Origin of the sequence: Streptomyces sp. NPDC051987, from assembly GCF_040680735.1 — a bacterium.
Classification (GTDB): domain Bacteria; phylum Actinomycetota; class Actinomycetes; order Streptomycetales; family Streptomycetaceae; genus Streptomyces.
This window is the reverse complement of the sequence record NZ_JBFAXI010000023.1, coordinates 1-13,407: the sequence shown is the minus strand read 5'-3', so window position 1 is coordinate 13,407 and position 13,407 is coordinate 1. Positions and strand designations below refer to the sequence as shown.

The following is a 13,407-nucleotide window of genomic DNA, read 5'->3' as shown; positions in this document are numbered from 1 at the left end:
CCGACCGCCCCCGGCTCGGCCGGCTGAAGGCGTGGCAACTGGCGTCCGTCTGGAAGTGAGCGACCAGGGGAGGCTCGCGTGCGGCCCGGTCAGCTCGCCGTCGGCTGCGTCGGGCGCGGCGGCGGACCGTCCGTGCCCGTGCGGCGGTTGGCGTCGGGGAACGTCAGGTCCGTCGCGTCCAGGGGTGCCTGGGCGGCCGACGAGGGGCGGGGCAGGGCGGTGGGCGGGTCCGCGCCCAGCCGTTCGCAGGTCAGCGCTGAGACGAGGATGGCGTCGTCCACGGCGGTCCGCAGCGCGCCCGGGTCGGCCGCGGCCAGCGTCCGCGGGCTGTGCAGTCCGTGGCGGGTCAGCGCGCCGAGCAGCCCCGCGGTGAACGCGTCCCCCGCGCCGACGGTGTCCACCACGGCGACCTTCCGTCCGGGGCGGCTCAGGCTCCCCGCGCCGGCGTGCAGGGCATGGGCGCCGTCGGGGCCGTCGGTGAGGACGACGAGGAGTGCGCCGAGCTCCAGCCAGCGGGCGGCGACCGCCTCGATCGGCGTGTCCGGGTAGAGCCACTCGACGTCCTCGCGGCTGGCCTTGACGAGGTGGGCGGTGCCGACGCTCCGTTCGACGGCCTGCCTGCCGCGCTCCGGGTCGCCGAGGAGGGCGGGGCGGATGTTGGGGTCGTAGCTGATCAGCGTCGTACCTTCGGCGCGCAGGCGGCGGGCCACGGAGTGGATGTGCCGGTCGGCCGGGGACGTCCAGGAGGCGACCGACCCGAAGTGCAGCACGGCCGTGTCCCGGGGGACGCGGGCGGTCTCCGTCTCGGTCCACTGCCAGTCGGCGGTGCCGTCCAGGTAGAAGTCGTAACTCGCCCGCCCCTCGGGGTCCATGGAGACCACGGCGAGCGTGGTCGGTTCGGCGGCCGCCGGTGCCGAGGTCAGGTCGACGCCCTCGGCGGCGGCGTGCGCGCGCAGCAGCCGGCCGAAGGTGTTGTCGGCCAGCCGTGCCATGAGCGCGGTGCGGTGGCCGAGCCGGGCAAGGCCGATGGCGACGTTGAAGGGGCTGCCGCCCGGCTGGGCGCGGTAGTCGCCAGGGGCGTCGAGCTGGACCAGATCGATGAGGGCTTCGCCGATCACGGTCACGGCCGGGGGCTGTGCGGCGGCGCGTACGGGTTCAGTCATGGCGGGGTCCTTCGGCCGGGATCTCGCCGGAGCCCCGCTCGATCAGCCGGGTCGGCACGGTGACGGTGCGGGTCGGCGACTCGTCGCCGTCCAGACGGTGGAAGAGCATCTCGGCGGCGGTCCTGCCCACCTGCTCGACGTCCTGGGCGATGACGGAGATGCCCGGGTCGAGGATGTCGGCCAACGGGAAGTCGTCGAAGCCCACATGGGCGACGGTGTGCTGCAGCCCGAGCGCGCGCAGGGCCCGCAGGGCGCCGATGGTGACCAGGTTCTGGCTGGTGAACAGTGCCGTGGGCGGATCCGGCAGCTCCAGCAGCTCCTCGGTGGCGGCGACGGCGGCCGCCTCGCTGGCCGGCACGTGCCGCACGATCTCGTCGTCGTACGGGAGGTGCGCGACCTCCAGCGCGTGCCGGTAGCCGTCGAAGCGCTGGGCGGCGGTCGGGATGGAGGCGCGGTCGCCGAGGTAGGCGATCCGGCGGTGGCCGGCCTCGATCAGGTGGTTTACGGCGGTGACGGCGCCCTGCCGGTTGTCGGAGACGACCGCGTCGGCGTCCAGGAGTCCGGCCTCGCGGTCGACGAAGACCATGCGGGTGCCGGAGCGCTGTTCGCTGATCAGGTAGCTCTGGTCGCGTCCCGCCGGGACGATCACCAGCCCGTCCACCCGGCGGTCCACGAGCGCCTGGGCCAGCTCCCGTTCGCGTGCCGGGTCCTCGTCCACGCTGCCGACCAGCACCAGGACCCCGCGTTCCCGGGCCACGTTCTCCACGGTGCGGGTCAGGGCGGCCGAGAAGGGGTTCGCGGCGTCCTCGACGAGCATGCCGATGGTGGCGGTACGGCCGTCGCCGCGGCGCAGACTGCTCGCGGTGAGGTTGGGCCGGTAGCCCAGTTGGTCGGCGGCCTCGCGGACCCTGGCGACGATCGCCGGATCGACGGTGGGGACGCCGTTGAACACGCGCGAGACCGTCTTGATGGCGACTCCGGCCAGCGCCGCGACCTCACGCATGGTGGGGCGGCTGCGGGTGGACCGGGGCGGCGCTGCGCCCTGAGTCATCGTTGTCTCCTACCGGATTCGCGTTACCGACTCGTTGCCGACGCATGTTTATCAGCGTCTTGACGCGCTCGTCCATAGAGGCCCAGTATCTCGCCCAGTCAACGTTGTCTCAGCGTCGGCCAAGGGACGGATCCGAAAGGGATCGAGCCATGAACTTCTCCACCAGTCACCTGTCGAGCCGCTCCGGCCGGCGTACCCGGGCGATGGCGATCGGCGTCACGGTCTGCCTCGGCGCGACGCTCGCGGCCTGCGGTTCCTCGAACGGGAGCTCCTCCTCGTCCGCCTCGGGGGGCGGCGGCAAGGTGGGTGTGTCGCTGATCCTGAAGACCCTCACCAATCCGTACTTCGTGAGCATGGAGAAGGACGCCAAGTCCCAGGCCGCCAAGGACAACGTGAGTCTCACGGTGGCGGCGGGCACCACCGACGGCGACACCCAGACCCAGATCACCGCCATCGACAACGCCATATCGCGCGGCGACAAGGGCATCCTCATCACCACCAACGGCGACGCCGTGAACGCCGCCCTCGGCCGGGCCAAGCAGGCCGGCCTGTTCGTGATCGCCCTGGACACCGCGCCGAACCCGGCCAGCACCGCGGACGTCACCTACGCCACGGACAACGAGCAGGCGGGCAAGCTCATCGGGCAGTACGCGGCGGCGTCCCTCGGCGGCAAGCCGGCCGTCATCGCCATGCTCGACCTGTTCAACAACCAGGTCGTCTCCGTCGACATCAACCGCGACCACGGCTTCCTGGAAGGCATGGGCATCGACCCGGGCAGCAAGACCGAGAACGGCAAGGAAGCCAAGTCGGGCAAGTACACCGGCGGCAAGGGCGGCACGTACAAGGTCGTCTGTCACCAGCCCACCCAGGGCGCCATCGACGGCGGCCGCACCGCGATGGAGAACTGCCTGTCCGCCAACCCGGACATCAACGTCGTCTACGCCATCAACGAGCCCGCCGGTGAGGGCGCGTACAACGCGCTGAAGGCGGCCGGCAAGGAGAAGCAGGCCGCGATCTACGCGATCGACGGCAGCTGCTCCGGCCTGAAGAACGTGACCAGCGGTGAGTTCGCGGCCGACGCGGTGCAGTACCCGGGCAAGATGGCGGCTCTCGGCGTCACGTCGATCGCCAAGCTGGCCCGCGGCGGCAGCAAGCCCGGCGTGACCGCCGGCAAGTCCTTCTACGACACCGGTACCGCCCTCGTCGCCGCCAAGTCCCTGGACGGCCTGACCGTGCAGTCCCCGTCGCAGGCCGCCTCCGCCTGCTGGGGCAGCTGACACCCCGCCGGGTGCGGCGCCGCGGACCGTCGTGACGGAACCGGCGTCGCACCCGTGCTCCACGAGCCCATGAGCCCGTTCCAGGGAAAACACCGGAAGGACACCCTGTGACCACCCACGTGGACAAAGCCACACCGGCACCGGCGGAGGAGTTCCTCAACAGGCCCGCCACCCCCAGCCAGCGCATCCACTCGGTGCTGCACCGCCAGCCGGCCCTCAGCCCGGCCATCGTCCTGGTGCTCGCCGCCGTCGTGTTCTCCCTGGTGAACGAGCGCTTCTACGCGCTGCAGAACCTCTCGCTGGTCGCCCAGCAGGTGGCCGTCATCGGTTCGCTCGCCGTCGGCCAGACGGTCATCATCCTCACCGCCGGCATCGACCTGTCGATCGGCGCGGTGATGGTGCTGTCCTCCCTGCTGATGGCGAAGCTCGTCGCGGACAACCACTGGCCCGGCGTGTTCGCCCTGCTGGCCGGAGCGGTCGTCGCGATCGCCGCCCAGGCCGTCAACGGCCTGCTGGTGACCAGGATCAAGCTGCCTCCGTTCATCGTCACCCTCGGCACCCTCAGCGTCTTCACCGCCATCACCCTCATCTACGCCAAGGGCCAGACCGTCGCCCTGCAGCCGGGCGGCATCCTGCTGTGGAGCGGCCAGACCGTCTCGCTCGGACAGCTGAACCTCACGTACGGCGTCCTCCTCATGATCGCCCTGTACGTGGTGGTCGGCTACGCCCTGCGCTACACCGCCTGGGGCCGCCACCTCTACGCCGTCGGCGACGACGTCGAGGCCGCCCGGCTGGCCGGCATCTCCGTCAACCGGGTCCTGCTCAGCGCCTACATGGTGGGCGGTTTCGCCATCGCCGTGGGCGCCTGGATCCTGGTCGGCCGGGTCGGCGGCGGTGACCCCAACAGCGGTCTCAACGCCAACCTGCAGTCCATCACCGCGGTGGTGATCGGCGGCACCAGCCTGTTCGGCGGCCGCGGGGTGGTCTTCGGCTCGCTGATCGGCGCGCTCATCGTCCAGGTCTTCGTCAACGGCCTCGCGCTGGCCGGCATCGACCCCAACTACCAAGTCCTCGCAGTCGGCATCCTGGTGATCGCGGCTGTCTCCGTCGACCAGTGGATCCGGAGTGTGAAGTCGTGACGACCGCCACCGCCCCCGTTCTCGAAGCCAAGGGCCTGGTCAAGCTCTTCGGCAGGGTCGTCGGCCTGAACAGCGTCGACCTCACCCTCCACGCCGGCGAGGTCCTCGCCGTCATCGGCGACAACGGCGCCGGCAAGTCCACCCTGATCAAGTGCCTGTCCGGAGCCCTCGTCCCCGACCAGGGCAGCATCCTGGTCGACGGCAAGGAGGTGCACTTCAAACGCCCCCAGGACGCCCGCGACGCCGGCATCGAGACCGTCTACCAGACCCTCGCCGTCGCCCCCGCCCTGGACATCGCCAGCAACCTCTTCCTCGCCCGCGAGATCCGCCGCAAGGGCGTCCTCGGCTCGGTGTTCCGCATGCTCGACACCGGCGAGATGAAGAGGCAGGCCGCCGACCACATCAAACGGCTCGGCATCGGCACCCTGCAGAACATCAACCAGGCGGTGGAGACCCTCTCCGGCGGCCAGCGCCAGTCCGTGGCCGTCGCCCGTACCGCGGCCTTCGGCGGCCGGGTGGTGATCCTCGACGAACCGACCGCCGCGCTCGGCGTCCGCGAGACCGGCCAGGTCCTCAAGCTCGTCCGCGACCTGCGCGACCAGGGTCTCGGCGTCATCCTCATCAGCCACAACATGCCCAACGTCTTCGAGGTCGCCGACCGCATCCACATCCAGCGCCTCGGCGCCCGCGCCGGCGTCATCACCCCGAAGTCGCACTCCATGGAGGACGCGGTGGCCATCATGACGGGCGCGAAGAAGCTCGCCCCCGACGCGAGCTGAGAGGGACGGCACGGGAATGACCGCCGAGTACCGGATCACCGAGAGCCGCCTCGGCGGCGAACCCACCCTCGTCGTCTGCGCGCCGGACGACTCGGCACGCGCCGTGCTCGCCCTGCGCGGCGCGACGCTGCTGAGCTGGCAGGTCAGGAGCGAAGCCACCGGCCGGCTCAAGGAGTTGACGGACGGCTACCGCGACGAGAAGGAACTCCTGGCGCAGGACGGCGTACGCGCCGGCCTGCTGGCCCCCTTCCCCAACCGCGTGGCCGACGCCCGCTACCGCTACGACGGCCGCGACCACGACCTGCTCCCGGGCCGCCACGGCGACCGCCTGATCTACCACGGCTTCGCCCGCGAGGCGTCCTTCGCGCTCACCCGTGCCGCCACGACACCGGACTCCGCCCGCCTGCTGCTGCACACCACGGCCGTCCGGCCGGGCGCGTACCCCGGCTATCCCTTCGCGATCGACCTCACGGTCGAGTACACGCTCACCGCCGACGAGTTGAGCGTCGACGTCCGTGCGACCAACGTGGGCGACACCACCGCCCCCTACGCAACGGGCTGGCACCCGTACTTCACCCTGTCCCGCCCCATCGACGACCTGACGCTGCGCGTCCCCGCGCACACCCTGGTCCGCACCGACGCCTCCCTCATCCCGCTGCCCGGCGAGGACGCCCGGATCCCCCTGGACGACCGCCCCGACATGGACTTCCGGGCGCCGAGACGACTGGGCGGCGCGGTCATCGACGCCTGCTACGCGGACCTCGCCGCCGGCCCCGCCGGCCGGATCGAGACGGTACTGGCCGATCCCGCGACCGGCGAGGAACTGCGCGTCTGGCAGCGCAGCGGCTACCTGCACGTCTTCACCGGCGACACCCTGGCCCGCGACCGCCGGGCCTCCATCGCCCTCGAACCCGTCGAGGCGATGACCGACGCCTTCAACCGCCCGGACCAGACCGCCGCCCTCGCTCTGGCACCGGGTGCGAGCCGCGCATTCGCCTTCGGTGTCGGGTACGCGGGCTCGCCGAGCGCTTCCTGATCCGGCGTCCGTCGCGACGACGACACCCGGCAGGCGCCGCGGCCCGCCGACGCGAGCTGATCAGTCGGCCTTCCTCTGGGCGGCCTTGAGGATCTGTTCGACGTCGAGGGTGACCTTGGCGCCGATCGAGTCGGGAAGCGTGGCGGTCTCGCCGGGCGAGTACGGCCGGTGGTGCTCGTACTGCTCCCCGCTGGGCTCGGTGAGTACGTGGACGCGCTGGTGCTTGCGGTCGACGATGACGTAGACCGGGACCTTGGCCTGGGCGTACGCGACGGCCTTGGTCTTCAGGTCGTCCTTCCAGTTGCTGGAGGTGACCTCCAGGACGAGACGGAAGCAGACGGGGTCGTAGGCGTTGTTCTCGACGAGGTGGTCGTCGATGTCGGCGTCCACGATCGCGAGGTCCGGGATGGCGTAGTCCTCGGCTCCGGTGGGCAGCCGGAGACCGACGTTCTGGAGTACCTCGGTATCGCCGTCGTGCGGATCCGCCGCGATGAAGAGGCACATGAGGTCGGTCAGGACACATGCATGCGGGGCATCCCTGAGCGGAGAGACCAGGAGGTGGCCTCCGATGATCTCGACGCGGTAGCCCGGATGGCGCTCCGTGATCTCTTCGGCGATCGCCGTGAGCGAGAAGGACTCGTAGTCGTCGGAGCGCTGCCCGGTGGCTGCGGCGGTGTGCATTGCGTTCTCCCGGGGGTTGGCGCCGGGAGAATCATCCTGGTCGGGTCCGGCCGTCGGCGTGCTGTGGGGAGCGCTTCACCCGAAAGGGATCACCGCCCCGGCCGGGTGTGCGACACCGGCCGTCAGGAGGAACGCACCAGGTCGGCCGGGACGTGGGAGGCGATCACGCGTTCGTGGGCCGCCGGCACCGCCCTGCGGCGGTCCACCGCGTACGCCACGCTCGCCACGCCCAGGCCGAGGACCGCGAGGGCGGCGCCCGCCAGGGCCGGGGAGGTGACGCCGAAGCCCGCGGCCAGGGCCACGCCGCCGATCCAGGCGCCGCCCGCGTTGGCGAGGTTGAAGGCGGCCTGGTTGGCGGAGGAGGCGAGGGAGGGGCCCGCGGCCGCGCGTTCCATCACCATCAGCTGGAGCGGGGAGCCGGTGACGAAGGCCGCCACGCCGAGCAGGACGACGGCGAGCGCCGCGCTCCACTCCGTCCGCATCAGGACCGGGAAGAGGAGCAGGACCGCCACCATGGACACCAGGCCACCGAAGAGCGTCCCGCGCATCGCGTGGTCGGCCAGCCGGCCGCCGACGAGGTTGCCGATCGTGGCGCCGACGCCGAACAGGGCGAGGAGGAGGGTCACGCTGCCCTGGGTGTAGCCGGCGGACGCCGTCAGCATCGGCGTGACGTAGCTGTACGCGGAGAACAGGGCGCCGAAGCCGACCACGGTCGTGGCGAGGGCCAGCCAGACGGGCAGGGAGCGCAGGGCGGTGAGTTCGCCGCGCAGGCCGGCGGTGGGGGCGGGCGTGTGCGCGGGGTGGATCAGCAGGAACACCGCCGCCATCGCCGCCACGCCGATCAGGCTGACGCCCAGGAAGGTCGCCCGCCAGCCGAGGTGCTGGCCCATGAGCGTGGCGACCGGGACGCCCGCGATGTTGGCGACGGTCAGGCCCATGAACATCAGGGAGACCGAGCGGGCCCTGCGTTCCGGGGCCACCAGGCCGGTGGCGACGACCGCGCCCACGCCGAAGAAGGCGCCGTGCGGCAGGCCGCTGAGGAAGCGGGCGGCGAGCAGGGAGTCGTAGCCGGGGGCCAGGGCCGAGAGCGCGTTGCCCGCGACGAACAGGGCCATCAGGGAGATGAGGACCGCGCGACGGGGCAGGCGCGCGGTGAGCGCGGCCAGGAGCGGGGCGCCGATGACGACGCCCAGCGCGTACGCCGAGACCAGGTGACCGGCGGTGGGGATCGAGACGTGCAGGTCGTCGGCGACGTCGGGCAGCAGGCCCATCATGACGAATTCAGTGGTGCCGAGACCGAATGCGCCGACGGCCAGGGCGAGCAGGGCCAGAGGCATGAAGGGCTTCGCCTTTCGGGGAGCGGGGTTCCGTGCGTTTTAAGTTCATCTACGGAACAAAGTCTCCCAGGCGAAGTATTCCACCGGGTTACGGCGCGGTGTCCAGTTGTCCTGACAAGGCACGGGAGGCCGCCCTCACCAGGGGCTTTCACGCATCCGATGTGGTCAGGTTCACACGTGCGGCGATCGGCAGGTGGTCGCTGCCGGTCCGCGGGAGGGTCCAGGAGCTCTCCGGCTCCACGCCCCTGACCATGATCTGGTCGATGCGGGCCATCGGGAACGAGGCCGGCCAGCTGAACCCGAAGCCACTGCCCGCCGCGCCCTGGGTGGAGCGCATCTGCGAGGTGACGGCGTTCAGGGAACGGTCGTTCATCGTGCCGTTGAGGTCACCGAGGAGGATGACCCGCGGCAGGGTCTCGTCGGCGATGGCCTCGCCCAGCGCGTCCGCGCTCGTGTCGCGCTGCCGGGCGGTGAAGCCGGCGTTCATCTTGACGCGGACGGACGGCATATGGGCCACGTAGACGGCGAGGGGGCCGTGCGGGGTGGCGACCGTGGCCCGCATCGCGCGCGTCCAGCCGAGCTTGATGTCGACGGCCTTCACGCCGGTGAGGCGGTACTTGCTCCACAGGCCGACGGTGCCCTCGACCGCGTGGTACCTGTACGTGGACTTCAGCGCCTTCTCGTACGTCGGCACGGCCGTCGCCGTCAGCTCCTCCAGGGCCAGCACGTCGGCGCCGGAGGAGGCGAGCCGAGCGGCCGTACCGGCCGGGTCGGGGTTGTCGGCGTTGACGTTGTGGGTGGCCACCATGAAGTCGCCGCCACCGCCCTGCTTGTCGGTGAGCAGGCCGCCGAACAGGTTGAGCCAGACGATCGCCGGGAGCAGTACGGCGATCAGCGCGGTCGCGGACCTGCGCACCAGGCCGAGCACGAGCAGCACCGGGATCAGCAGGCCCAGCCAGGGCAGGAAGGTCTCGGTCAGACTGCCCAGGTTGCCGACGGTGTTGGGGATGCGGGAGTGCAGCAGCATCACACCGGCCAGCAGCAGCGCGAGGACGGCGAGGACGATGCCCCGGCGCCAGATGCGCGGGTCGTCCCGCCAGCCCGCCAGCAGCCGGTCCACCAGGCGCCGGAACCGGTCTCCCCGGCGCTCGGGCCCCGAGCCGCCGTTGTCCGTCTCCGTCATGTACGCCTGCTGCGCCATACCGTCTGCCTCACAACCCGCCGTGCACACCGTCGTCCCCCGGATACGACCCTAGGGGATGATCGGCTCCTGCCCCGCCGTCACATGACGGCCGTACGGAAGACGAGGACGAACGAGCCGAGGGGAGGAGTTCCGCTCACCGGCGGGTCGGCGGGGTCTGTGACGAAACGCGCACACTCCCGCTCACGACTGCGATGAGGTGCCGGGCCCGAGGCCCGCCAGCACGGAGTCGACGATCTGTTCGGCCAGGCCTTCGGGGAGTTCCGCCTCCGGGCGCAGTACGGCTCTGACCAGCATCGGCCCGGTGAACATGTCGTTCGCCAGCTCGATGTCGACGTCGGCGCGGAGTTCGCCGTTGCGCTGGCCCCGGCGCAGCACTTCCTTGCCGAGTTCGCGCCGGGGATTGACGACGCTCGCGTGGTAGGCGTTCCAGATGCGGGGGCTGCTCTTCATCTGGGCGTAGACGTTGTGCAGGATCGCCGACGAACGGTTCCTCAGTCCGCGCTGCCGCAGCGATTCGAGGAGCACGACGAGGTCGTCGCGCATGGAGGTGCCCGGGAGTTCGGGGTCGGGGGGCTCGGCGGCGCGCATGACGTCGACGAAGAGCTCCTCCTTGCCGTTCCAGCGGCGGTAGATGGTGGCCTTGCCGACGCCGGCGGTCCGGGCGATCCGCTCGATGGACAGGTCGCCGAGCGGCACGCCGTCCTCCAGGAGCTTCATCACCCCTTCCAGGATGGCGCTCTCCACCGCCTCGCTGCGGGGGCGGCCCCGAGCCGGAGCCGTCGACCGCGGTCCGCTGTCGGCAAGCGTCACGTCATACCGTCCTCTCACTGGCTACGGGAATCCTCCCGCAACCGAAGCCTCCCCCCGTGGTTCCTGCGGGGCCGGCGGCCCGCCCGTTCACTCCGCCGCCACGACCAACTCCTGTTCACGGTCGCCCCGCTGACCGGCCGGCGGTTTTCCCGGCAGGAAGACGGCCACGACCACGGCTCCGATCAGGGCGACACCCGCGCCGCACAGGGCGGTGGTGTGCATGGCGTGCAGGAAGGCGTCGTTGGCCGGGGTGACCAGGGACCTGCCCTGGGCGCCGAGCTTCGCGGCGACGCCGAGCGTGGCCTCGATGGACTCGCCGGCGGTCTCGCGCAGTCCGGGCGGCAGCGCGCCGAGCTTGCCCTCGATGCCGTTGCGGTACGACGTCGACAGCACCGAGCCGAGCACGGCGATGCCGAGGGCGCCGCCGACCTGGCGGAAGGTGTTGCTGAGCGCGGAGGCGGAACCGGCCTTCTCACGGGGCAGGGCCTGCATGATGACGACCGAGGTCGGCGTCATGATGTGCGCCATGCCGGTCCCCATCAGGAAGAAGACGACCTCCAGGAGCCAGATCGGGGTGTCGGCCTCGAACGTGGCGAACATGGCCAGCATCGCCGCGATCAGCACCAGACCGCCGGTGGTCGTCGCCTTGTTGCCGAACCGGTCGACGACCAGCCGGGCGCGCGGCGCGAAGATCAGCTGCGCGGCGGCCAGCGGGAGCAGCAGCAGGCCGGACTGCAGCGGCGAGTACCCGCGGACGCTCTGGGTGTAGAAGACGGAGAAGAAGGTCACGCCCATCAGCGCGAAGAAGACCAGCGCGATGGCGGCCATGGCGGCCGAGAAGACCTTGTTCCTGAAGTAGGTGACGTCCAGGGACGGGTGGTCGCTGCGCTTCTCGAAGATCACGAACGCGGCGAGCACCACGAGGCCCGCGGCGATGGTGGCGAGCACCTTGGCGTCGGTGAAGTCGGCGAGTTCGCCGCCCTTGATGATGCCGTAGACGAGGAGGACCAGGCCCACGACGGAGAGCACCACGCCGACCGGGTCGACGCGGCCGGGGCGCGGGTCGCGCGAGTCGGGCACCAGCCAGAACATCAGCGCGAGCGCGATGATCACGATCGGCACGTTGACGAGGAAGACCGAGCCCCACCAGAAGTGGTCCAGCAGCACACCGCCGGTGATCGGGCCGATGGCGATGGCGAGGCCGACGCCGCCGGCCCAGATGCCGATCGCCTTGGGCTGCTCCTGACGCTCGAAGACGTTCATCAGCACGGCGAGGGTGGCGGGCATCACGAAGGCAGCACCGAGTGCCATCAGGGCGCGGAAGGCGATCAGCTGGTCCGCGGAGCCGGACTCGGCGGCGAGGGCCGAGCCGACGCCGAAGACCAGCAGGCCGCCGATGAGCACCTTCTTGCGGCCCAGACGGTCGCCGAGGAGGCCCGCGGTGAAGAGCAGGCCGGCGAAGACCAGGGTGTAGGCGTTGATCGCCCACTCCAGCTGGCTCTGGGTGGCGCCGAGGCCGACCGGAGCCGGAGTGGAGATGGTCTTCACGGCGACGTTCAGGATCGAGTTGTCGAGCACCACGATCAGCAGGCTCAGCATCAGCGCACCGAGGATCGCCCAGCGGCGTCGGTGCACCGCCTCGGGTATGCGCGGGCCGGGTGGCGCGTGGTCGGCAGGAGTTGTCATACCGACGAGCCTAGGCCCATTTCAATACGGCACCGTCTCGTATCTGAATAACTTTACCCGGACTTTATGAAACGCGACAGGGCGGCCCGGCAGGGGCGGTAGGGGGCCCGAGGGATCACACGGGGGCGCTCTGGCCGAGGGCGGCACGAAGTGCCACCATGGGAGGGATCCGGGGACACCGTGAGGGTGCCTCGAGATGACCTGAAGGAGCCGTTGTCATGACGCAGTTCTCGGCTGCCCAGACCGTGCGGAACAACCCCTCCGACGGCAGCAGGACGCTGTACGGGGGCAAGGGAAGTCGCCGCATCACGGTCCGCGACCTCGCCCTCGCCAAGGAACGCGGCGAGAGGTGGCCCATGCTCACCGCCTACGACGCGATGACGGCCTCCGTCTTCGACGAGGCCGGCATCCCGGTCCTCCTGGTCGGCGACTCGGCCGGCAACTGCCACCTCGGCTACGAGTCGACGGTGCCCGTCACCCTGGACGAGATGACGATGCTGTCGGCCGCCGTGGTCCGCGGGACCCGGCGCGCCCTCATCGTCGGCGACCTCCCCTTCGGCTCCTACCAGGAGGGCGCGGTGCAGGCGCTGCGCTCGGCGACCCGGCTGGTGAAGGAGGCGGGCGTCGGCGCGGTCAAGCTGGAGGGCGGCGAGCGGTCGCACGACCAGATCCGGCTGCTCGTCGAGTCCGGCATCCCGGTGATGGCGCACATCGGCCTGACCCCCCAGTCCGTCAACGCGATGGGCTACCGGGTGCAGGGCCGCGGCGAGGAGGCGGCCCAGCAGCTGCTGCGCGACGCCAAGTCGGTGCAGGACGCGGGCGCCTTCGCGGTCGTGCTCGAACTGGTCCCGGCGGAGCTCGCGGCCGAGGTGACCCGCACGCTGCACATCCCGACGGTCGGCATCGGCGCCGGTCCGGAGACCGACGCCCAGGTCCTGGTCTGGACGGACATGCTCGGCCTGACCTCGGGCCGGGTCCCCAAGTTCGTGAAGAAGTACGCGGACCTGCGCGAGGTCATGGGCGACGCGGCTCGGGCCTACGCCGAGGACGTCGTCGGCGGAACGTTCCCGCTGGAGGAGCACTCCGTCCACTGAGCGCTCCGCGAGGAGGCCGCGGGGCGCCGTGTCCGTCCGCGGCGTCGTCGTGGCTGGTCGCGCCCACGCGGCAGCGCCGCATGTCAGGTACCGCCCCGCGCCCCTTCGGCGGGCCTTCTGAGAGCCACTGCGGAAACACCGAGGCCGGCC

General features: G+C 71.2%; 12 protein-coding genes. 5 read left to right on the top strand and 7 right to left on the bottom strand.

Annotation, left to right across the window (positions count from 1 at the left end):
- Positions 1-89: 89 nt before the first annotated feature.
- Positions 90-1,163 carry a carbohydrate kinase gene (locus AB0M11_RS15045; protein ID WP_365705284.1) on the bottom strand — a complete coding sequence of 358 codons (1,074 nt, stop codon included), beginning with the start codon at positions 1,161-1,163 and terminating at the stop codon, positions 90-92.
- Complete coding sequence (locus AB0M11_RS15040) at positions 1,156-2,214, bottom strand: LacI family DNA-binding transcriptional regulator (RefSeq protein ID WP_365705282.1); 1,059 nt, start codon at positions 2,212-2,214, stop codon at positions 1,156-1,158. Before AB0M11_RS15040 ends, AB0M11_RS15045 begins: the two co-directional genes overlap by 8 nt.
- Before the next feature lie 149 nt (positions 2,215-2,363).
- On the opposite strand from AB0M11_RS15040, the gene AB0M11_RS15035 reads away from it, so the two are divergent.
- The 4 genes from AB0M11_RS15035 to AB0M11_RS15020 all read left to right on the top strand — a co-directional run bounded on the left by AB0M11_RS15035 (position 2,364) and on the right by AB0M11_RS15020 (position 6,445).
- A complete protein-coding gene (locus AB0M11_RS15035) occupies positions 2,364-3,491 on the top strand; it encodes a substrate-binding domain-containing protein (protein ID WP_365705280.1) in 1,128 nt (375 codons plus the stop codon).
- A 107-nt stretch (positions 3,492-3,598) separates the two neighbouring features.
- Positions 3,599-4,630: an ABC transporter permease gene (locus AB0M11_RS15030; protein ID WP_365705278.1), complete on the top strand. Its 1,032-nt coding sequence runs from the start codon at positions 3,599-3,601 to the stop codon at positions 4,628-4,630.
- Positions 4,627-5,409 carry an ATP-binding cassette domain-containing protein gene (locus AB0M11_RS15025; RefSeq protein ID WP_365705276.1) on the top strand — a complete coding sequence of 261 codons (783 nt, stop codon included), beginning with the start codon at positions 4,627-4,629 and terminating at the stop codon, positions 5,407-5,409. The genes AB0M11_RS15030 and AB0M11_RS15025 overlap by 4 nt, the downstream gene beginning before the upstream one ends.
- Before the next feature lie 16 nt (positions 5,410-5,425).
- Positions 5,426-6,445: an aldose 1-epimerase gene (locus AB0M11_RS15020; protein WP_365705274.1), complete on the top strand. Its 1,020-nt coding sequence runs from the start codon at positions 5,426-5,428 to the stop codon at positions 6,443-6,445.
- A gap of 60 nt (positions 6,446-6,505) precedes the next feature.
- Here AB0M11_RS15020 and AB0M11_RS15015 read toward each other — a convergent pair whose 3' ends face one another.
- The 5 genes from AB0M11_RS15015 to AB0M11_RS14995 all read right to left on the bottom strand — a co-directional run bounded on the left by AB0M11_RS15015 (position 6,506) and on the right by AB0M11_RS14995 (position 12,163).
- Positions 6,506-7,126 (bottom strand): Uma2 family endonuclease, encoded by a 621-nt coding sequence (locus AB0M11_RS15015; RefSeq protein WP_365705272.1) that lies wholly within the window; start codon positions 7,124-7,126, stop codon positions 6,506-6,508.
- Positions 7,127-7,248: 122 nt separating this feature from the next.
- Positions 7,249-8,463, bottom strand: coding sequence for an MFS transporter (locus AB0M11_RS15010; protein WP_365705270.1), 1,215 nt, complete (start codon positions 8,461-8,463; stop codon positions 7,249-7,251).
- Positions 8,464-8,611: 148 nt separating this feature from the next.
- The gene (locus AB0M11_RS15005; RefSeq protein ID WP_365705268.1) at positions 8,612-9,664 is read right to left on the bottom strand and encodes an endonuclease/exonuclease/phosphatase family protein; all 1,053 of its coding nucleotides are present in this window, start codon (positions 9,662-9,664) and stop codon (positions 8,612-8,614) included.
- A gap of 183 nt (positions 9,665-9,847) precedes the next feature.
- Positions 9,848-10,477: a TetR/AcrR family transcriptional regulator gene (locus AB0M11_RS15000; protein ID WP_365705266.1), complete on the bottom strand. Its 630-nt coding sequence runs from the start codon at positions 10,475-10,477 to the stop codon at positions 9,848-9,850.
- Between the two features lie 87 nt (positions 10,478-10,564).
- Positions 10,565-12,163, bottom strand: a complete 1,599-nt coding sequence (locus tag AB0M11_RS14995; RefSeq protein WP_365705264.1) for an MFS transporter — start codon at positions 12,161-12,163, stop codon at positions 10,565-10,567.
- A 218-nt stretch (positions 12,164-12,381) separates the two neighbouring features.
- On the opposite strand from AB0M11_RS14995, the gene panB reads away from it, so the two are divergent.
- Positions 12,382-13,257: a 3-methyl-2-oxobutanoate hydroxymethyltransferase gene (gene panB, locus AB0M11_RS14990; protein ID WP_365705262.1), complete on the top strand. Its 876-nt coding sequence runs from the start codon at positions 12,382-12,384 to the stop codon at positions 13,255-13,257.
- Positions 13,258-13,407: the final 150 nt, after the last annotated feature.